The following is a 17706-nucleotide window of genomic DNA, read 5'->3' as shown; positions in this document are numbered from 1 at the left end:
CGCTTGAACGTCTCTGACCTCGTTCTCGAACGAAGCAACACGATCCCGGACTTTCCGAAGCCCGGGATCGTGTTTCGTGACCTGACCCCCGTCTTCGCCGACGCGGATGCCTTCACCGCCGTGATCGACGACCTCGCGGCCCGGTTCGCGGGCCGCTTCGACGCCGTCGCCGGTGTTGAAGCCCGCGGGTTCCTGCTCGCCGCGGCGCTCGCCTACGCAGCCCGGATGCCCCTCGTCGCCGTGCGCAAAGGCGGCAAGCTCCCGGGCGACGTGCTCACCGAGGATTACGCCCTCGAATACGGCACCGCGACGCTGGAGATCAAGCCGGGGCAGCTGCCTGCCGGTTCACGCGTGCTCATCCTCGACGACGTACTCGCCACCGGCGGCAGCTGCAGCGCAGCCGCCCGCCTGGTCGAACGTGCCGGCTATGCGGTGGCAGGCCTGGGTCTTGTGCTTGAGCTGCAGGGGCTCGGCGGCCGTCAACGGCTCGCCGACTACGACCTCTACGCGATCGTGGCTGAACCCGCCTGAGCGCCGCGCGCTGCCGAGCCGCGGCATCCGTTTCATCGTGCGCGTACCGACCTGAACCTGCGTTTTCGGGTCGAACTGCGCACTCCGAAAAAGCTCAGACCTCGGTGGCCCGGCTCAGCAGGTAGAGCACGATGGTGATGAGCGGGAATACCCCCTGCACGGCCGCCGCCCGGATGCGTCCCGGCCCGCTCGTGACGAGCACGATGGCCGCCGCGAACATGCACGACACCGAGAACAAGCCGAGCGCGAACCCGGCTTCGGTGGCCCCGAGGCCGTACATCACAGAGCCGACGAGCGCCCCGATCGCGAGGAACAGGTTGTAGAAGCCCTGGTTGTAGGCGAAGGCCTTCGTCGTCTCGGCCTGCTCAGCGCTTGCGAGTCCGAACCGCTTCCACACCGCCGGCCGGGTCCACGCCAGTGACTCCCAGTAGAAGATCAGCACGTGGATCGCCGCGGACAGGGTCGCTGCGATCGTGACGAGGATGGCCATGCGGCCGAGCCTATTGCGCCAGCAATCGCTTTGTCAGCATTTCGGGTCGGATGTTCGCGGCCGCGACCGCGTCGAGGGCCCGGAACAGGTCGGTCGCGAGATCTTCCACATGCTCGAGCCCGATCGACAACCGCACGATCCCGGCACCGGGGCGAGCATCTGCGGTGACCGGTCGGTGGGTCAGCGATGCCGGATGCTGCACCAGCGAGTCCACTCCGCCGAGCGAGACAGCGTGGGTGACGAGTTCGCAGGCCTCGGTGAAAGCCTGGGCCGCGCTGAAGCTTCCGAGGTCGAGGGCGAGAATCGACCCGGGCCCGGCGACCTGCCGCCCGATCAGCCCGTCCGGGTCGCGGCCGGGCAGGCCCGGGTAGAGCACGTCACGCACGACCGGATGCCGCATGAGCCGGACAGCGAGGGCCGCCGCGGTCTCCTGCTGGGCGCGCACGCGAATCGGCAAGGTGCGCAGACCGCGGTGGAGGAGGTATGCGGCAAACGGATGCAGCAGCCCACCGGTGAGCGCCCGAACCTGGCGCAGGCGGACCAGCCAGTCCTCCGGACCGGCCACCACTCCGCCCATCACATCGCCGTGCCCACCGAGGAACTTCGTTGCGCTGTGCATCACCAGGGTGGCGCCGTGGCGGACCGGCTGTTGCAGAAGGGGGGAGGCGAAGGTGTTGTCGACGAGGACCGGAACGGAGCCGGCCCGCGCGACGACGGCCGCGATGTCGACCAGGTCGAGCGTCGGGTTGGCCGGCGACTCGAGCACGACCAGGCCGGTGTCCGGACGGATGGCGTCACGCACCTCGGTGGGCGCACACCAGGTCACTGTCGTGCCGAGAAGCCCTGATTCCAGCACGTGGTCGGTGCCGCCGTACAGCGGGCGGAGAGCGACGACGTGGCCGGTTCCCGCCCGGACGCCGGCGATGAGCACCGCTGAGAGCGCCGCCATCCCGGTGCTGAACGCGACGGCCCCCTCCGCACCTTCGAGTGCGGCCAGGGACTCCTCGAACCGTGCGACCCCCGGCTGCCACAGGCGCTGGTAGACCGCGGAGGAGCCGTCGGCGAGCGGATGCCCCGTGGCCAGGTTTTCGTACGACTCGCCTCCCGACTCGACGCCAGGCAGCGGGTTCGTCGTCGAGAAGTCGATCGGGGGAACATGAGCCCCCGACTCTCCGAGCCCTCCCATTCCGCCGTGAACCGCAAGGGTCTCGAAGTGTGCGTCGCCATTGAGCATGCCCGAATCTCAGCATTTTCTTCGATCGCGCACAAGGGCGGTAACAGGTACCCTTGCCCTGCGGGGTATTTACCGAAGACAATTCGCAAACGCGAGGGATAGTACTGATGGAACCGAAGAAGCCTCAACTCGACAGCACCGATCGGGCGCTGCTCCGGGCGCTGTCCACGAACGCCAGGGCGTCCGGCTCCCAGCTGGCGAGCGACCTCGGCCTTGCCGAGTCGACGGTGTCGCTGCGGCTGCGTCGCCTGCACCAGTCGGGTCACATCACCGGGTACCACGCCGACATCGATCTCGCCGTGCTCGGCGCGCCCCTCCAGGCCCTGATCGCCGTTCAGCTCGCCCAGCACAACCGCGCCGACATCCAGAAGTTCCGGCGCGAAGCACCCACCTGGCCCGGTGTGCTGTCGATGTTCCACATGGGTGGGCGCGACGACTACCTGATGCACGTCGCCGCACGAAGCACGGCCGACCTCCGCGAGTTCGTGGTGCAGTACCTGACCGGTCACCCGGCGGTTGCCCACACCGAGACGAACCTCGTCTTCGAGCACGCCGCTGGGACCGGCTGGCAGCAGCTTCTCGCCTGAGCCCGGTTCCGACGAAATACCGGTGCGGGCGGGAATGCCTGGCACCGGTCGCGGCTTGGACTCAGGGAAAGGTTGTGTGTGTGAAACTCTCTGTTCTTGATCTTGTCCCCGTCCGATCCCGGCAGTCCTCAGCCGAAGCCCTCGCCGCGTCTCTCGACCTGGCGCGCGCGGCCGATGAGCTCGGCTATGAGCGGTACTGGGTGGCCGAACACCACAACATGCCGTCCGTGGCCTCCACGAACCCGGCCGTGATCATCGGCATCATCGCCGCCCACACCGAGCGCATCCGGGTCGGGTCGGGTGGCGTCATGCTGCCCAACCACGCTCCGCTCGTGGTCGCCGAACAGTTCGCCCTGCTCGAGGCAGCGACTCCCGGCAGAATCGACCTCGGCCTCGGCCGGGCTCCTGGCAGCGACCCGGTCGTCACCGCCGTGCTGAACCAGTCCGGCGCCACCAGCGATGTGAACAGCTTTCCGAACTATGTCAGCGACATCGCGACCCTGCTCAGCGACGAGGGCGCGACCGTGCGGCTCACCAGCGGCACCGAGTACCAGTTGCGGGCCACACCGGCGGCGACGAGCGCACCTGACATCTGGCTGCTCGGCTCGAGCGACTACTCGGCGACTCTCGCGGCTTCCCTTGGCCTCCCGTATGTGTTCGCCCATCACTTCGCCGGTGCCGGCGCTGAACGTGCCCTGGAGATCTACCGCAGCCAGTTCCGTGCGTCCCACCTGCTCGAGGCACCGCGCACATTCGTGACAGCGAACGTGGTGGTCGCGCCGACGGCATCCGAGGCATACGCGCTTGCCCTTCCGTACCTGCAGCACATGGCACGGTTGCGTACGAACGAGCCTCTCGGGCGCCTGGCAACGGTGGAGGAGGCTGCCGCAACGACGATGACGGCGCTGCAGGACGAGATCATCGCGGCGTCGCTGGGCAGCTGGATCATCGATGAGCCTGTCGCTGCTGCCCGCCGGGTGCGCGAACTCGCCGCCCGGTTCGACGTCGATGAAGTCATGGTGTCTCCCGGGGCGTCCGCGTACGACGCCGAACCGGCCGACCGTGCCCCAGGCCGCGTTCGCACCCTGCACCTTCTGGCTGAGCAATTCGGCGACGACACATCGGCGCTGGCGCACGAGCTCAGCGCGCACGCGGCAGAATGAACAAATGAGCGATCGCGTAAGGCCGAACACACGGCTGTCCCGGCTGGATTCCCTCCCTTTCACCCGTGAGCACCGCAAACTGCTGGTCGGCTCGGGGCTGGGCTGGGCGCTTGACGCCATGGACGTCGGACTCATCTCGTTCGTCCTCGCGCAGCTGGCCGTGACCTGGAGCCTGACCGGGACCGAACTGAGCTGGATCGCGTCGTCAGGATTCATCGGCATGGCGATCGGAGCGAGCCTCGGCGGGCTCCTCGCCGACCGCTTCGGGCGGCGCCAGGTCTTCGCGATCACCCTGCTGATCTTCGGGGTCGCCACCGGGGCGTCCGCGCTCGCCTGGTCTGTCGGCGTGCTCATCGCGCTGCGCTTCGTCGTCGGACTCGGCCTGGGCGCTGAACTCCCGGTGGCTTCGACGCTCGTCTCCGAGTTCGCGCCGCCCCGGATCCGCGGCCGAATCATCGTCCTGCTCGAAGCGTTCTGGGCCGTCGGCTGGACCCTCGCTGCCATCATCGGATTCGTCGTCGTTCCGGCGAGCGACGAGGGATGGCGCTGGGCGCTCGCGATCGGCGCCGTGCCGGCGGTTTACGCCGCCGTTGTGCGGTTCGGCCTGCCGGAATCGGTGCGATTCCTCGAGTCGCGCGGCAGGATCGGCGAAGCCGAGGCGACCGTTCGGCGCTTCGAGAAGTCAGCCGGTGTTCCCTCGCCCACGGAGCCCCTCGCGATCGTCGACACGCCGGCCCAGCCGCGGCTCAGCCCAGGCAGCCAGGTCGCTGCGCTGTGGGCACGACCGCACCGCAGGCAGACGGCCGCGCTCTGGCTGGTCTGGTTCTGCGTGAACTTCTCGTACTACGGGGCGTTCGTCTGGCTGCCGACGATTCTCGTGGCATCCGGGTTCTCACTGGTTCGTTCCTTCGGCTACACCCTCATCATCACCCTCGCCCAACTGCCGGGGTACCTGGCCGCGGCCTGGCTGGTGGAGAAGTGGGGGAGGAACAAGACCCTCGCGTTGTTCCTCACCGGGTCCGCCGTTTCGGCCGTGCTGTTCGGACTGGCCGCGGCCGAGTGGCAGGTGATCGGCGCGGGCATGCTGCTGTCGTTCTTCAACCTGGGCGCGTGGGGTGCGCTCTACGCCGTGACGCCCGAGCTGTACCCCACCGAACTCCGTGCAACCGGTTCGGGCTGGGCCGCGGGCGTCGGGCGGATCGCCTCCATCCTCGCCCCGCTCGCCGTGCCGCTGATGACCGGCTTCGGCGGCAACGTCCTGCTGTTCAGCGTGTTCGCGGTGTTCTTCCTGATCGCCGCGGGCGCCGCGCTCACGCTCGCCGACAAGCGCGGAAAATCGCTCGACGAGTTCGCTCCTCCGGGTTTCGCCCGGGTCTGACGTCAGCGCTCGCTGTGTGACGGGCGTCGTTGGTGTTCCAGCTCGTCCCGTTCGCGTACCCGGTCGACGAGCTCACGCCAGGGCCCGGTGAGCCGTTGCTCCGGGATCACCGCTTCACGGGGCTGGGCGATGGCCGACTCCCGCCGGTTCGATCGTTCGCCGTCGTCCTGCCCGTCCTGGCGTGGTTCACAGTTGATCCGGTACAGGTAACGGTCCGGCTGCGCAGGTTCCTGGGGCACCTCGTCCCACGGCAGGCGCCGGAGCAGCATGATCCACGATTCCTCATCTGGTTCCTGCTCGACGGATACTTGCCAGCGGCGGGCGATGCCCGCGAAACCGCCGCTTCGGGTCACGGTCACCTTCATGACCGGAATCGTACTCTTCTCAGCTGGTGACGCCTACCGCCTCCCAGGCCGAACAGACGGCATCCGCCTCAGTCGACGAGTCACCGAAGAGCCGGGATGCCACCGCCGTCGTCGCGTCGGCGAAGCCGCGAAAGTCGGTGGTCGCCCGAATCTCTGTTGTGAGGGTTTCGTACCAGATGCGCCCGGCTCGATCCCAGGCGTTGCCTCCGATGCCGACAGCGGCGAGGTAGAAGGCCCGGTTCGGGATGCCGGAATTGATGTGCACGCCGCCGTTGTCGTCGTCGGTCTCGACGAAGTCGTCCATGTGCGCCGGTTGCGGGTCCTTGCCGAGCACATCGTCGTCGTACGCCGTCCCCGGCGCTTTCAGCGAGCGGAGGGCGGTTCCCTCGACCTCGTCGGTGAAGATACCTTCTCCGATCAGCCAGCTCGCCTCGGTCACGTCGTGTCCGCGGGAGTGCTGTTCGACGAGGGCCCCGAACACGTCGGACACCGACTCGTTGAGTGCGCCGGACTGGCCGGAGTAGACAAGGTTGGCGGTGTACTGGGTGACCCCATGGGTGAGTTCGTGCCCGATCACACTGAGCGAGCCGGTGAAACCCGAGAAGACCTGGCCGTCGCCGTCGCCGAACACCATCCGGCCGCCGTCCCAGAACGCATTGTCGTAGGCGTCGCCGTAGTGCACGGTCGCTTCGAGCGGCAGGCCGGCGCCGTCGACGGAGGCCCGCGAATACACCTCCCAGTAGAGCGCGTGGGTGTGGCCCAGGCCGTCGTATGCCTCATTGACGCTGGCGTCACCGACCGGCGGTTCCCCCTCGCTGCGAACGAGGCGACCGGGAAGGGTTTCGCTGCCGCCGGCATCCGACACGAAGCGATTCGGCGATGTGGGGTCTGCGGGCGCAGACGCCTTCGGTCGCACCCCTGGCGGGAGCATCGTCGTGGGTTCACCCGGGCGAACGCTGTGGAAGACGTGCTCACTCTCCAGGGCCCGCGCAGCCGCATCGCGCGCATGCCGCAGACGCGGGTCGTCGAGCGAGGCAAGATGGGCGAGCAGGTAAGGCGGCACGATGAAGCATCGATGCGGGGCTGCGGGTACGGCGATCTCAGCGGGAACGGATGCGGTCGGGAGCGGTCGCGTACTCATACCCGAATTCTCACACCCGCCCCCGACAGCGGGGGTAGCCGGGCGGCGGGGCGCATAAATCCGCCCGTAGACTCGGCGCATGCGATGTGGAATCACGATCCTGCCGCAGGATCACTGGCCCCAGGCCCGGCGAAAATGGACTGCTGCCGAGGAGTACGGGTTTGATTCGGCGTGGACCTACGACCACCTGTCCTGGCGGAGCCTCGCCGATGAACCGTGGCACGCGACCATCCCGACCCTGACCGCTGCCGCCCTCTCCACGAGCACCATCCGGCTCGGGGCGATTGTCGCGTCACCGAATTTCCGGCATCCGGTGCCCTTCGCCAAGGAGATCGCGACCCTGGACGACATCGCGGGAGGCCGGCTGCTGCTGGGCATCGGCGCGGGCGGAACCGGTTTCGACGCTTTCGTCCTGGGCCAGCCCGAATACACGGCGAAGGAACGCCAGGACCGGTTTGCCGAGTTCGTCTCGGGAATGGACCTGCTGTTGCGGCACGAACTGCCGGCTTCGGGCGGGGTCTCGTTCGACGGCGACTGGTTCACGGCCGTGAATGCCCGCATGGTCGGGGCTCCGGCACAGCATCCGCGGGTGCCGTTCGTGGTGGCGGCTAACGGCCCCAAGGGCATGCGGGTGGCCGCGGAGTACGGGCAGGGCTGGGTGACAACGGGACAGGACGGTGCCGTGGGGGAGGAATGGTGGGACTCGGTCGCCGAGATCTCCCGCCGCTTCGACGACGCCGCCATCTCGGTCGGAACCGACCCGCTGTCTGTCGACCGGTACCTCATGATCGACTCCGGCGGCAGCTATGCACTGGAAAGCATCGGCCGATTCGATGAGGCCGTCGGCCGCGCCGCCGACCTCGGCTTCACCGACGTGATCACACACTGGCCGCGAGCCGACGGCGTCTATGCCGGCTCGGAGGACATCCTCGCCGACGTCGCTGCCCGGCTGCCGGCGCTCCGCTGAGCTCGGGCGCTGCACGACGGTCGCCCTGAGATAAGGAAAAAGCCCCGAGGCAAGGACGCTGTGAGCCCGGCGTCCTTGTCCCGCGCCGTTCTCCTTCTCCCAGGCTGCCCGGATGCTGGGTGCCTGGATGCCCGGATGCTGGGCCGTGAGGCGGCACGCGGGCCTGCGCCGCGGCATCCGTAAGCTGAACGGATGAACCTTTTCGACGACGCGACATCCGGCGGGGCCTCCGGCCTCGAACAGCTGCAGGCGCTGATCGCCTCAGGCGGTCAGCCCGCCATGGGTGTGACGCTCGGCTTCAAGCTGGTCGAGGTCGGCAAGGGGCACGCCGTCTTCGAGGGGACGCCGGGGCCGGATGTGTTCAACATCCTCGGCACGGTCCACGGCGGGTTCGCGGCCACACTGCTCGACTCGGCGTGCGGCACGGCCGCTCACACGCGCCTCTCGCCGACCCAGGGCTACACGACGCTCGAATTGAAGACCTCGTACCACCGACCGATGACCGCCGAGACCGGGCTCGTGCGCGCGGAGGCCAGCCTCATCTCGTTCGGACGCCGTGCCGCGTTCGCATCGGCCGCACTGACGGATGCCGCCGGCCGGGTGATCGCGACGGCGACGTCGACGCTGCTCGTGTTCGAGCGGAGCGCCTAACCGCCGCTCTTGCGGCGGAACTCCCGCTGGTGCGAGGCCGGGCCATGAGCCGCGTGGATGGCTGATTCCCCATCGAGGTGATCGGTGCCTTTGCCCTGCGACTGCTGCTTCTTGCGCTCGAGGGCCTCGCGGAATTTGCGCTTGGTCTCCTCCGACGCGTGGGTGTCGTCGGCGTTCGCTTCTGGTTTCTCTGAACTCATGGTGTCCTCGGGATCTCTCGGAGTGCCGTCCAGTGTATGCACGGAACGCCGCCGCCTGAAGAGGCAATCCTCGGCGAACCGGGTCGCCTTCGTGGTTCAGCGCAGACTGGTGTTCCGCAGCGACCCCACCAGCTCCTCGACCGCGGATGCCACGCGCTCCGGCTCGGTCAGCATCAGGAGGTGACCGCCTGGAAGGGTTCGCACCGGCCAGCCGTTGTGCGCGGCGGCCCGGCGTTCGCGGGCATAGGTGTCGCCGAACGCGAGGTAGGCACTGGGGCGCTGGCTCCACCCGGGCGCGACCGGGATCCGTCCGTCGAAGTACGACAGCGGAAGCCGCACCTGTTCGGCCGCGACGGCGTCGCGCGTCGCGGCATCCGGGAACAGCCCGGTCAGGTCGGCGTCGCTCCACCACTCGCTCCACGGAGGAAGCGTGCCGGTGGCGTCCGCCAGCCGGGCGAGCATTCCGTGCATGGCCGGTCGGGCCAGGGGAGCGGAACCCGTCATCGGGGGAAGGGCGGCGTCGACGAACACGGCGCCGCCGACGTCGCGGCGCTCGCCGAGTGCCGGGACGTACAGGCCCGCATTGCTGTGCGGCACGAGGACATACCGGGCCGAGTCCGGCAGGGCGCGGTCCCAGTGCGCCAGCACATCGTGGAAGTTTCGGATGCGGCGGAACGCCGGCGGGATCACGACCGGCCAGCCGCGTTCAACCAGCACCGCACCGACCGCCGCCCAGGCCGCGGGCCCGAGCAGCGGGCTCGGCAGCAGCGCGAGTGTGATCCTCATGCCGGAACGCTACGTCGCGCGCACGCTCGACAGGAGCTCGGGCGCGGAACCGGCGAAAGACTCCTGTTGAGTGTGCACCTGGCTCGGTCGATCCTGTCGAGTGCAGAGGTCACGGCCAGAGCAGCCCGCGCTCCCAGGCGCGCCCACGCAACCGGTACTCGAGCCGCACGTGCGCGCGACTGGGGGAGGCCTGCCAGAACTCGACGCGGTCTGCGGCGACCGCCCAGGTGTTCCAGGTGCGGGCGACCAGCCGCGGATTCTCGGCGAGGCGGGCGACGGCGTCGGCGTACGCCGCGGCATACTCGTCGAGTGAGCCGAGCGGCTCGCTCTGGTGACCGACGAACGCCGCAGCGCGGGACTCTTCAGGCCGGGCCCGGAAGTCGGCTTCCCCCTCCGCCTGCGGGCGCTTGCGGACGGGGCCGCTCACCCGCACCTGGCGGCCGAGGGCCGGCCAGAAGAAGGTGAGTGCGGCGAACGGGTTCGCCCCGAGGTCGCGTGCCTTGGTGCCGTCGTCGCGCGACGCGAACACCCAGCCGTGCTCGTCGATGTCTTTGAGGATCAGCGTTCGGGCCGTGACGACGCCGTCCGGGCCGCTCGTCGACAGGGTCATGGCGTGCGGGGCGAGTACTCCGGCGTCGGCCGCATGGGCCAACCAGTCGGCGAAGAGGTCGGCAGGATCCTCCGGCGCGTCCGCCACGGGAAACGGCGGGAGGTCGTCGGGAAAGCTGGGCAACGACCGCAGGAGTGAGGCGAGAAGGTGGCTCATGGCATCCCTTTCGAAAAGTACGACTCGATACGGCTGCGTTCACCCTAGCGCCGACCACGGCAGCGAAACCTGCTAAACTCTTGAGGTTGCCGTCCAACGGCCGCGGATAAAGAGAGCTCGCACATTCAGTGACGGGCACCGCGCAACGAGAGAAAAGGGGATCAACCTATGGCACTTGAAGGCGAAGCCAAGAAGGCGATCATCGAAGCATACGCAACTCACCCCGGTGACACCGGATCCCCCGAGGTCCAGATCGCCGTGATGACCCAGCGGATCAAGGATCTCACCGAGCACCTCAAAGAGCACAAGCACGACCACCACTCACGTCGTGGACTGCTTCTGCTCGTTGGTCAGCGTCGCCGCCTGCTTGGCTACCTGGCTGATGTCGACATCAACCGTTACCGCTCGCTCATCGAGCGTCTCGGACTGCGTCGCTAATTTCAGTCTTAACAGAGAACGGGCCGTTCACCGCGAGGTGAACGGCCCGTTTTTTCTGCCCGGATGCCGCCAGTCGGGCCGGTCACAACCGGTACAGTCGCGCTTCCCACGGCCGCAGCGGGGTGTCGGCCTCCACCGGGTAGTTGCCCAGAACCAGCTCGGCGGCACCGACGTCGATGGGGAACGCCCCCTCGAAAGGTCGATCGGACACGTTGGCGACAACGGCGAGAACCTCTGAACCGTGGGTGCGGGTGAACGCGTACAGCGTCGGGTGCGACGGTTCGAGCAGCTCGAACGTGCCGAGGGCGACCGTGTCGTTCTCGTGCCGCAGGGCGATGAGCTTGCGGTAGAAATCGAACACGCTCGTGCCCGAGGCCCGGTCCGCCTCCGCATTCAGCTCGGGAAAGTTGGGGTTGACCGCGATCCACGGAGTGCCCGTGGTGAATCCGGCATGCTCCGTCGCATCCCACTGCATCGGGGTACGGGCGTTGTCGCGCCCGCGGGCGTGGACCCCCGCAAGGACGCTCGACGGGGCCTGGTCGAACTCCTCGACCGCCTCGCGGTAGTGGTTGAGCGATTCGATGTCGCGGTAGTGCTCGATCGACTCGAACCGCACGTTCGTCATGCCGATCTCTTCGCCCTGGTAGATGTAGGGGGTGCCGCGGTGCAGGTGCAGCACGAGCGCCCACAACGTGGCCGATTCGACCCGGTATTCGAGGTCGTTGCCGAACCGCGACACCAGCCGCGGCTGGTCGTGGTTGTTGAGGTAAAGGCTGTTCCAGCCGCGATCGGCCAGGCCGTCCTGCCAGCGGGCGAGGTTCGACTTGAGAGCCACGAAGTCCAGGGGGATGGCGTCGAACTTGTGGCTTCCCGAGTCCAGCGAGACGTGTTCGAACTGGAACACCATGTCGACCTCGGCCCGGGCCGGGTCCGTGAACAGCACGGCATCCTCGATGCTCACGCCGGGCATCTCGCCGACGGTCAGGTACTGGCCGTCGCGGCCCGCGAAGACCTCACGGTGCATCTCCTGCAGGAAGTCGTGGATCTGCGGACCCATGGTGAAGCCGAGACCGGACCCGCGCTGCGGCCCGTCGATGAACTCGATCTGTTTGGCGATCAGGTTGATCACGTCCATCCGGAACCCGTCGACCCCGCGGTCGAGCCACCGGCGCATCATCGCGTAGACGGCGTGCCGAACCTCCGGGTTCTCCCAGTTCAGGTCGGGCTGCTGTTTGGCGAACAGGTGCAGGTAATACTCGCCCGTCGCCTCGTCGAGCGTCCAGGCCGGCCCCGAGAACGCGCTCGTCCAGTCGTTCGGGGCGCTGCCGTCCTCCTGCGGCGCCCGCCACCAGTACCAGTCCCGCTTCGGGTTGTCCGTCGATGACCGTGATTCGACGAACCAGGCGTGCTCATCACTCGTGTGGTTCACCACGAGGTCCATCACGATCTTGATGCCGCTGGCGTGCGCATCCGCGACGAGCTCGTCGAAGTCGTCGAGCGAGCCGAACACCGGGTCGATGTCCTCGTAATCGCGGATGTCGTACCCGTTGTCGTGTTGCGGCGACGGGTACACCGGCGAGAGCCAGATCACGTCGACGCCCAGTTCGGCGAGGTAACCCAGTTTCGAGCGGATGCCACGCAGGTCGCCGATCCCGTCACCGTCGGAATCCGCAAAGCTGCGCGGGTACACCTGGTACACCACCGCCCGGGTCCACCAGGGCGCTGCCGCAGAGTCGTCGTTCTCGATCACGTTCGTCGTCGCATCCGTCATGCAGTCGATCCTCTCATTCTCGTCGCGCGGCGTTCTCGACCTGCGGCGGGTTGTCTGGCATTCTCAGTACGTGCCCCGTTCGGGCTACAGGAATCGGAAGGACAAAGATGAGTCTCTGGCGCACGAAAAGCATCGAGGATTCCCTCGCCGATTCGCACCTCGAACACCGCAGCCTGAAGCGCACGCTCGGCACCTGGGACCTGATGGTCATGGGCGTCGCGGTCGCCGTTGGCGCGGGCATCTTCTCGGTCGGAGCACGAGCGGCCGGTGATTACGCCGGTCCGTCGGTCAGTCTCGCGTTCGTCCTCGCTGCGGTCACCTGCGCGCTGGCGATCATGTGTTACGCCGAGTTCGCGTCGACGGTGCCGGTGGCGGGGTCTGCGTACACCTTCACCTACGCCACCCTCGGCGAACTGCTCGCGTGGATCATCGGCTGGGACCTCATCCTCGAGATGCTCACCGCAGGCGCGGTCATCGCGAAGTACTGGGGCATCTACCTGTCGCTGGTCTTCGACCTGTGGGGCTGGGACGTGCCTGACACGATCAGCCTGCTCGGTCTGCAGGTGAGCTGGGGCCCTTTCCTCATCGTCGCCGTCTTCACCACCCTGCTCGTGCTCGGCACGCAGCTCTCGGCGCGAGTCGGTGCGGTGTTCACGATCATCAAGGTCGCGATCGTCCTGTTCGTCATCGTCGTCGGCGCGTTCTTCATCAAGGTGGAGAACTACACGCCGTTCATCCCCGAAGCCCGCCCGACCGAAGGCGGCTCCGGCGACGCCTGGGCGCAATCCCTGTTCTCGTTCCTGACCGGCGCCGCTCCGGCCCAGTACGGGATCTTCGGGCTGCTCGCCGGGGCATCCCTCGTCTTCTTTGCCTTCATCGGCTTCGATGTCGTCGCGACGAGTGCCGAAGAGGTACGCAATCCCCAGAAGAACCTGCCCCGCGGCATCTTCGGCGGCCTCGCCATCGTCACCGTGCTCTACATCGGCGTGAGCCTGGTTCTCACCGGGATGGTTCCGTACACCACACTCGCCGAAGCCGAGGACCCGTCGCTCGCGACCGCGTTCGTCGCTGTCGGCGCGGACTGGGCTGCGCAGGTCATCTCGGTCGGCATCCTCGCCGGCCTGACGACGGTGATCATGGTCCTCCTGCTCGGACTCGCCCGGGTGCTGTTCGCGATGAGTCGCGACGGTCTGCTGCCCCGGTCGCTCAGCGTGACGAGCGACAAGCGGCACACCCCGGTCCGGATCCAGATCATCACCGGTGTCCTCGTCGCCCTGCTCGCCGGCCTGACCGACGTCGGCATCCTCGAAGAGATGATCAACATCGGAACCCTCAGCGCCTTCGTCCTGGTGAGCATCGCCGTCGTCGTGCTGCGGAAGAAACGGCCTGACCTGCCACGCGCCTTCAAGGTGCCGTTGTCGCCGTTCCTGCCGATTCTCTCCGCCGTGCTCTGCACCTGGCTGATGCTCAACCTGACGACGCTGACCTGGGTCCGGTTCCTCGTCTGGCTGGCGATCGGCCTGGTCATCTACTTCGCCTACGGTCGCCGCCATTCGGTGCTCGGCCGCGAGCAGGCACATGCGGCGCTCGCCCAGAAAGCTGCGGCAGAATAAGCGGATGCTTCATCGACACCCGGTACTCGGACTCTTCACACTCGCGTACCTGGCGTTCGTCGGCTGGATCACCCTCGGACCGCAGCCGTTCGACGACAACCCGAACGGACTGCTCTTCCGGGCACTGGGGTTCTTCGGCCGCCACGAGGCAACGGACTGGATCACCTACACCGGTCTCGAGTTCACCGCCAACATCGGGATGTTCCTTCCGATCGGGCTCTTCCTCGTGCTGCTCTTCGGGCGGAGGCTGTGGTGGCTCGCCATGTCGCTCGGGTTCGGCCTGACCGTGGCCATCGAAACCGCCCAGATCTTCCTGCCGACCCGGGTGTCCGACCCGCGCGACGTCGTCGCGAACACGTGCGGCGCCGTCCTCGGCGTGCTCGTGGGGCTCGTCCTCACCGCGCGCAAGGCGCGTTCGATCCGGCTGGCGAACCGGCCCGCCATGGCGCGCTGAGCGTCAGCGTTCTGACGCTGCTGGGGGGAGAGCGCGCTGCGCCCCGGTGGGGTCGCGCCGCGACGGACCGGGAGGAGCGTCCTTGTGGTCGGCGAAGATCCACTTGGGTTTGGGCTCGACGATCGGCCGGAAGATCTTTCGCACCGGCCCACTCGACAGCACCACGGCGATGACCACGGAGAAGGCGAGCATCCCGACGAGGTAGAGCTCAGGGAACTCCTCACCGCGCAGCACGCCGCTCTCGCGCAGCGGATAGAGCACGAAACTGTGCAGCAGGTAGACGTACATCGTGTACTGGCCGAGGGCGGTCATCCACGACTCACGGCGGGGAAGCAGAACGAAGAACGCTGCACTGAGCAGCACGGCCAGACCGATCAGGCCGAGCCGCACGGCGCCGGCCCACCACTGGTCGCCGCCGAGCCACGAATATGACTGGTCGTAGAAGAACCAGTGCTTGAGGTCGATCTCGCGCCACAGGTCGACGAAGGCCACGAGCACGGCGACCCAGGCCAGCATGAACACGATCGCGATCCCGCGGATCAGCCAGGTCTGGCGTTCGACGACCCGCCACCGGTCGACCAGCTTCCAGCGGTGCAGCTGCCAGCCGAGCACGAAGAACGGCAGGATGCCGAGGGCGCGGGCGAGTGAGAAGGTGCTGTCGACGTTCTCGAGGTACCCGACACCGACCGAGATGACCAGCGACCAGGCCAGGGGCCAGCGCAGCAGCGCAAGATAGGGCAGCACGAGCCGGAAGATGCCCAGCGCGAGCAGGAACCACAGCGTCCAGCTCGGCTGGGTCGGGTTGAGTTCCCGTTTGCCCTCGACGAGGAACTGCACGAGGGTCCAGATCGATTCCATGATCACGTACGGCACGAGGATGTCGGTGATCACGCGCTTCATCTGGCGAACGGTCGGCGGCCCGCTCTTCGTGAAGTAGCCGCTGACGATCGCGAACGCGGGCATGTGGAACGCGTAGATCCAGAGGTACGTGACGAGCGCGGCATCCGAGTCATATGTGATCCGCTGGATGCCGTGACCCATGACCACGAGGACGATGCAGGCGAACCGCGCGTTGTCCCAGAACGGGACACGCGGTTTCGGGGCCGCCGCCGTGTGGTGTCCCTGCGGTTCAGCGGTCATTGGTGCTCCCTACGGTCCGACACGTGCGCCTCCACCCTATTCCGGAAAACTTTCGCTCCCGACGGAATAGATTGCGAAAGTGCTCCGTTATACTGGATATCCATTCAAGTGAATGGATTTTATCTCTGCTGGAAGGCGATCATGCAGTTCGGAATCTTCAGCGTCGGCGACATCACCACCGACCCGACCACCGGTCACACGCCCACCGACGCGTCGCGTCTGCAGGACGTCCTCACCATCGCGCAGCATGCCGAGGCGGTCGGCCTCGACGTCTTCGCGATGGGCGAGCACCACAATCCTCCGTTCTTCCCGTCCAGTCCCGTCGCCATCAACAGCTACCTCGCCGCGAAGACGTCGACCATCATCCTCTCGACGGCGACCACGCTCATCACCACGAACGACCCGGTGCGCATCGCCGAGGAATACGCGATGCTGCAGCACCTCTCGGGTGGCCGCATGGACCTCACGCTCGGCCGAGGCAACACCGGCCCGGTCTACCCCTGGTTCGGTGAGGACATCCGGCAGGGCATCCCGCTCGCCCTGGAGAAGTACGCGCTGCTGCGCAAGCTCTGGCGTGAAGACGTCGTCGACTGGGAAGGCCAGTTCCGTACCCCTCTGCAGGGGTTCACCTCGACTCCCCGCCCCCTCGACGGCGTCCCGCCGTTCGTCTGGCACGGCTCGATCCGCAGCCCCGAGATCGCCGAGCAGGCCGCGTTCTACGGCGACGGATTCTTCTCGAACCACATCTTCTGGCCCGCGTCGCACACCCAGAAGATGGTGGCGTTCTACCGCCAGCGCTTCGAGCACTACGGCCACGGCCGCGCCGACCAGGCCATCGTCGGACTCGGCGGCCAGGTCTTCATGCGCAAGAACTCCCAGGATGCCGTCCGCGAATTCCGCCCGTACTTCGACAACGCTCCGGTGTACGGCCACGGCCCGAGCCTCGAGGACTTCACCTCGCAGACTCCGCTCACCGTCGGCAGCCCGCAGGAGGTCATCGACAAGACGCTCGGCTTCCGCGACTACGTCGGCGACTACCAGCGTCAGCTGTTCCTCATGGACCACGCGGGACTTCCGGTGAAGACCGTGCTCGAGCAGCTCGACCTGCTCGGCAGCGAGGTCGTGCCGGTGCTCCGCCGCGAGTTCGCGAAGAACCGCCCGGCCGACGTGCCGGATGCCCCCACCCACCAGGCGCTGAACTCAGCAAGCGTCAACGCTCCCGCAGAGGTGAAGTAATGACCGCACGCAAACTCGCCGTGATCTCGGCCGGCCTCAGCCAGCCGTCGTCCACCCGGATGCTCGGAGACCGCCTCGCCGCGGCCACCGTCGCCCGGCTGGAGGAGAAGGGTGTCGAGGTCGAGGTGACGACCGTGGAACTCCGTGACGTCGCCCAGGACATCACGAACAACATGCTGACCGGTTTCGCGAGCCCCAGGCTCGAAGCCGTCATCGAGGCCGTCACCGGCGCCGATGGGCTCATCGCCGTCACGCCGATCTTCACCACGAGCTACAGCGGACTGTTCAAGTCGTTCTTCGACGTGATCGACAACCGCGCCCTCACCGACATGCCCGTCCTCATCGGCGCGACGGCCGGGACGGCCCGCCACTCGCTGGCGCTCGACTACGCCATCCGGCCGATGTTCACCTACCTGCATGCCGTGGTCGTCCCGACGAGCGTCTTCGCGGCATCCGAGGACTGGGGAAGCGGCGCAGATCAGATCAAGACGCTGCCTGACCGGATCGACCGCGCCGCCGGCGAGCTCGTTCCGCTCATCATCGCCTCTGAGCGCTCGACCACGGTCCGCGACCCGTTCGGGTTCGACGCCGCGCTGAGCCCGGTCGGTGGTGGTTCCTGATTTCGACAGGCTCAATCCAGGGAGCCGTGCGCCTTCCGCACGCCTCCGCGCGCGGGTGAAATGGTTCGGCGGGGGGGGGGGGGGGCCCCCCCCCCCCCCACCCCCCCCCCCCCCCCCCGCCGGGGGGCCGCCCCCCCCCCCCCCGGGGGGGGGGGGCCCGGCGCCCGCCACACCG

Annotated in this window: 20 protein-coding genes; 11 read left to right on the top strand and 9 right to left on the bottom strand. The window is 67.6% G+C overall.

Features of this window, described 5'->3' with window-relative positions:
• The first annotated feature begins 3 nt into the window (after positions 1 to 3).
• Positions 4 to 531: an adenine phosphoribosyltransferase gene (locus ABIE24_RS16805; RefSeq protein ID WP_354501843.1), complete on the top strand. Its 528-nt coding sequence runs from the start codon at positions 4 to 6 to the stop codon at positions 529 to 531.
• A gap of 94 nt (positions 532 to 625) precedes the next feature.
• On the opposite strand, the gene ABIE24_RS16800 is transcribed toward ABIE24_RS16805, so the two are convergent.
• Together ABIE24_RS16800 and ABIE24_RS16795 are read right to left on the bottom strand one after the other, a co-directional pair.
• A complete protein-coding gene (locus ABIE24_RS16800; protein WP_354501840.1) occupies positions 626 to 1021 on the bottom strand; it encodes a DUF1304 domain-containing protein in 396 nt (131 codons plus the stop codon).
• A 10-nt stretch (positions 1022 to 1031) separates the two neighbouring features.
• Entirely contained in the window at positions 1032 to 2255 is a 1224-nt protein-coding gene (locus tag ABIE24_RS16795) for a trans-sulfuration enzyme family protein (RefSeq protein ID WP_354501837.1), read from the bottom strand.
• Between the two features lie 107 nt (positions 2256 to 2362).
• On the opposite strand from ABIE24_RS16795, the gene ABIE24_RS16790 reads away from it, so the two are divergent.
• The 3 genes from ABIE24_RS16790 to ABIE24_RS16780 all read left to right on the top strand — a co-directional run bounded on the left by ABIE24_RS16790 (position 2363) and on the right by ABIE24_RS16780 (position 5383).
• On the top strand, positions 2363 to 2842 hold the full coding sequence (locus tag ABIE24_RS16790) for an Lrp/AsnC family transcriptional regulator (protein ID WP_354501834.1): 480 nt from the start codon (positions 2363 to 2365) through the stop codon (positions 2840 to 2842).
• 80 nt (positions 2843 to 2922) lie between these two features.
• Entirely contained in the window at positions 2923 to 4005 is a 1083-nt protein-coding gene (locus ABIE24_RS16785; RefSeq protein WP_354501831.1) for an LLM class flavin-dependent oxidoreductase, read from the top strand.
• A gap of 4 nt (positions 4006 to 4009) precedes the next feature.
• A complete protein-coding gene (locus tag ABIE24_RS16780; RefSeq protein ID WP_354501829.1) occupies positions 4010 to 5383 on the top strand; it encodes an MFS transporter in 1374 nt (457 codons plus the stop codon).
• A gap of 2 nt (positions 5384 to 5385) precedes the next feature.
• On the opposite strand, the gene ABIE24_RS16775 is transcribed toward ABIE24_RS16780, so the two are convergent.
• Together ABIE24_RS16775 and ABIE24_RS16770 are read right to left on the bottom strand one after the other, a co-directional pair.
• On the bottom strand, positions 5386 to 5748 hold the full coding sequence (locus ABIE24_RS16775) for a protealysin inhibitor emfourin (protein ID WP_354501826.1): 363 nt from the start codon (positions 5746 to 5748) through the stop codon (positions 5386 to 5388).
• A 19-nt stretch (positions 5749 to 5767) separates the two neighbouring features.
• Entirely contained in the window at positions 5768 to 6889 is a 1122-nt protein-coding gene (locus ABIE24_RS16770) for a M4 family metallopeptidase (protein WP_354501823.1), read from the bottom strand.
• A gap of 79 nt (positions 6890 to 6968) precedes the next feature.
• Between ABIE24_RS16770 and ABIE24_RS16765 the strand changes: the two genes are divergently transcribed.
• Together ABIE24_RS16765 and ABIE24_RS16760 are read left to right on the top strand one after the other, a co-directional pair.
• Entirely contained in the window at positions 6969 to 7856 is an 888-nt protein-coding gene (locus ABIE24_RS16765) for an LLM class flavin-dependent oxidoreductase (RefSeq protein ID WP_354501820.1), read from the top strand.
• A 192-nt stretch (positions 7857 to 8048) separates the two neighbouring features.
• On the top strand, positions 8049 to 8507 hold the full coding sequence (locus ABIE24_RS16760) for a PaaI family thioesterase (RefSeq protein WP_354501817.1): 459 nt from the start codon (positions 8049 to 8051) through the stop codon (positions 8505 to 8507).
• Here ABIE24_RS16760 and ABIE24_RS16755 read toward each other — a convergent pair.
• The 3 genes from ABIE24_RS16755 to ABIE24_RS16745 all read right to left on the bottom strand — a co-directional run bounded on the left by ABIE24_RS16755 (position 8504) and on the right by ABIE24_RS16745 (position 10259).
• Positions 8504 to 8707 (bottom strand): DUF5302 domain-containing protein, encoded by a 204-nt coding sequence (locus tag ABIE24_RS16755; RefSeq protein ID WP_354501814.1) that lies wholly within the window; start codon positions 8705 to 8707, stop codon positions 8504 to 8506. The genes ABIE24_RS16760 and ABIE24_RS16755 overlap by 4 nt on opposite strands.
• Before the next feature lie 96 nt (positions 8708 to 8803).
• Positions 8804 to 9493: a hypothetical protein gene (locus tag ABIE24_RS16750; protein WP_354501811.1), complete on the bottom strand. Its 690-nt coding sequence runs from the start codon at positions 9491 to 9493 to the stop codon at positions 8804 to 8806.
• A gap of 109 nt (positions 9494 to 9602) precedes the next feature.
• Positions 9603 to 10259, bottom strand: coding sequence for a pyridoxine/pyridoxamine 5'-phosphate oxidase (locus ABIE24_RS16745; protein WP_354501808.1), 657 nt, complete (start codon positions 10257 to 10259; stop codon positions 9603 to 9605).
• A gap of 168 nt (positions 10260 to 10427) precedes the next feature.
• On the opposite strand from ABIE24_RS16745, the gene rpsO reads away from it, so the two are divergent.
• On the top strand, positions 10428 to 10697 hold the full coding sequence (rpsO, locus tag ABIE24_RS16740; protein ID WP_090710911.1) for a 30S ribosomal protein S15: 270 nt from the start codon (positions 10428 to 10430) through the stop codon (positions 10695 to 10697).
• A gap of 82 nt (positions 10698 to 10779) precedes the next feature.
• On the opposite strand, the gene ABIE24_RS16735 is transcribed toward rpsO, so the two are convergent.
• The gene (locus ABIE24_RS16735; protein WP_354501804.1) at positions 10780 to 12468 is read right to left on the bottom strand and encodes a glycoside hydrolase family 13 protein; all 1689 of its coding nucleotides are present in this window, start codon (positions 12466 to 12468) and stop codon (positions 10780 to 10782) included.
• A 107-nt stretch (positions 12469 to 12575) separates the two neighbouring features.
• On the opposite strand from ABIE24_RS16735, the gene ABIE24_RS16730 reads away from it, so the two are divergent.
• Positions 12576 to 14081 (top strand): amino acid permease, encoded by a 1506-nt coding sequence (locus tag ABIE24_RS16730; RefSeq protein ID WP_354501801.1) that lies wholly within the window; start codon positions 12576 to 12578, stop codon positions 14079 to 14081.
• Between the two features lie 4 nt (positions 14082 to 14085).
• Complete coding sequence (locus ABIE24_RS16725; protein ID WP_354501798.1) at positions 14086 to 14535, top strand: VanZ family protein; 450 nt, start codon at positions 14086 to 14088, stop codon at positions 14533 to 14535.
• Positions 14536 to 14538: 3 nt separating this feature from the next.
• Here ABIE24_RS16725 and ABIE24_RS16720 read toward each other — a convergent pair whose 3' ends face one another.
• The gene (locus tag ABIE24_RS16720; RefSeq protein WP_354501795.1) at positions 14539 to 15675 is read right to left on the bottom strand and encodes an acyltransferase family protein; all 1137 of its coding nucleotides are present in this window, start codon (positions 15673 to 15675) and stop codon (positions 14539 to 14541) included.
• Positions 15676 to 15816: 141 nt separating this feature from the next.
• On the opposite strand from ABIE24_RS16720, the gene ABIE24_RS16715 reads away from it, so the two are divergent.
• Together ABIE24_RS16715 and ABIE24_RS16710 are read left to right on the top strand one after the other, a co-directional pair.
• Entirely contained in the window at positions 15817 to 16911 is a 1095-nt protein-coding gene (locus ABIE24_RS16715) for an LLM class flavin-dependent oxidoreductase (RefSeq protein ID WP_354501883.1), read from the top strand.
• Positions 16911 to 17531: an FMN reductase gene (locus ABIE24_RS16710; RefSeq protein WP_354501792.1), complete on the top strand. Its 621-nt coding sequence runs from the start codon at positions 16911 to 16913 to the stop codon at positions 17529 to 17531. Before ABIE24_RS16715 ends, ABIE24_RS16710 begins: the two co-directional genes overlap by 1 nt.
• Positions 17532 to 17706 lie beyond the last annotated feature (175 nt).

The sequence above is a fragment of the Mycetocola sp. 2940 genome, assembly GCF_040548835.1.
GTDB lineage: Bacteria > Actinomycetota > Actinomycetes > Actinomycetales > Microbacteriaceae > Mycetocola_A.
This window is presented reverse-complemented; position numbering and strand designations above follow the sequence as displayed.

Bases quoted from the DNA above. Each gene is read 5' to 3' on its own strand.
- ABIE24_RS16800 (WP_354501840.1), bottom strand. From the start codon at position 1,021: ATGGCCATCCTCGTCACGATCGCAGCGACCCTGTCCGCGGCGATCCAC.
- ABIE24_RS16795 (WP_354501837.1), bottom strand. From the start codon at position 2,255: ATGCTCAATGGCGACGCACACTTCGAGACCCTTGCGGTTCACGGCGGA.
- ABIE24_RS16790 (WP_354501834.1), top strand. From the start codon at position 2,363: ATGGAACCGAAGAAGCCTCAACTCGACAGCACCGATCGGGCGCTGCTC.
- ABIE24_RS16780 (WP_354501829.1), top strand. From the start codon at position 4,010: ATGAGCGATCGCGTAAGGCCGAACACACGGCTGTCCCGGCTGGATTCC.
- ABIE24_RS16775 (WP_354501826.1), bottom strand. From the start codon at position 5,748: ATGAAGGTGACCGTGACCCGAAGCGGCGGTTTCGCGGGCATCGCCCGC.
- ABIE24_RS16770 (WP_354501823.1), bottom strand. From the start codon at position 6,889: ATGAGTACGCGACCGCTCCCGACCGCATCCGTTCCCGCTGAGATCGCC.
- ABIE24_RS16765 (WP_354501820.1), top strand. From the start codon at position 6,969: ATGCGATGTGGAATCACGATCCTGCCGCAGGATCACTGGCCCCAGGCC.
- ABIE24_RS16760 (WP_354501817.1), top strand. From the start codon at position 8,049: ATGAACCTTTTCGACGACGCGACATCCGGCGGGGCCTCCGGCCTCGAA.
- ABIE24_RS16755 (WP_354501814.1), bottom strand. From the start codon at position 8,707: ATGAGTTCAGAGAAACCAGAAGCGAACGCCGACGACACCCACGCGTCG.
- ABIE24_RS16750 (WP_354501811.1), bottom strand. From the start codon at position 9,493: ATGAGGATCACACTCGCGCTGCTGCCGAGCCCGCTGCTCGGGCCCGCG.
- ABIE24_RS16745 (WP_354501808.1), bottom strand. From the start codon at position 10,259: ATGAGCCACCTTCTCGCCTCACTCCTGCGGTCGTTGCCCAGCTTTCCC.
- rpsO (WP_090710911.1), top strand. From the start codon at position 10,428: ATGGCACTTGAAGGCGAAGCCAAGAAGGCGATCATCGAAGCATACGCA.
- ABIE24_RS16735 (WP_354501804.1), bottom strand. From the start codon at position 12,468: ATGACGGATGCGACGACGAACGTGATCGAGAACGACGACTCTGCGGCA.
- ABIE24_RS16730 (WP_354501801.1), top strand. From the start codon at position 12,576: ATGAGTCTCTGGCGCACGAAAAGCATCGAGGATTCCCTCGCCGATTCG.
- ABIE24_RS16725 (WP_354501798.1), top strand. From the start codon at position 14,086: ATGCTTCATCGACACCCGGTACTCGGACTCTTCACACTCGCGTACCTG.
- ABIE24_RS16720 (WP_354501795.1), bottom strand. From the start codon at position 15,675: ATGACCGCTGAACCGCAGGGACACCACACGGCGGCGGCCCCGAAACCG.
- ABIE24_RS16715 (WP_354501883.1), top strand. From the start codon at position 15,817: ATGCAGTTCGGAATCTTCAGCGTCGGCGACATCACCACCGACCCGACC.
- ABIE24_RS16710 (WP_354501792.1), top strand. From the start codon at position 16,911: ATGACCGCACGCAAACTCGCCGTGATCTCGGCCGGCCTCAGCCAGCCG.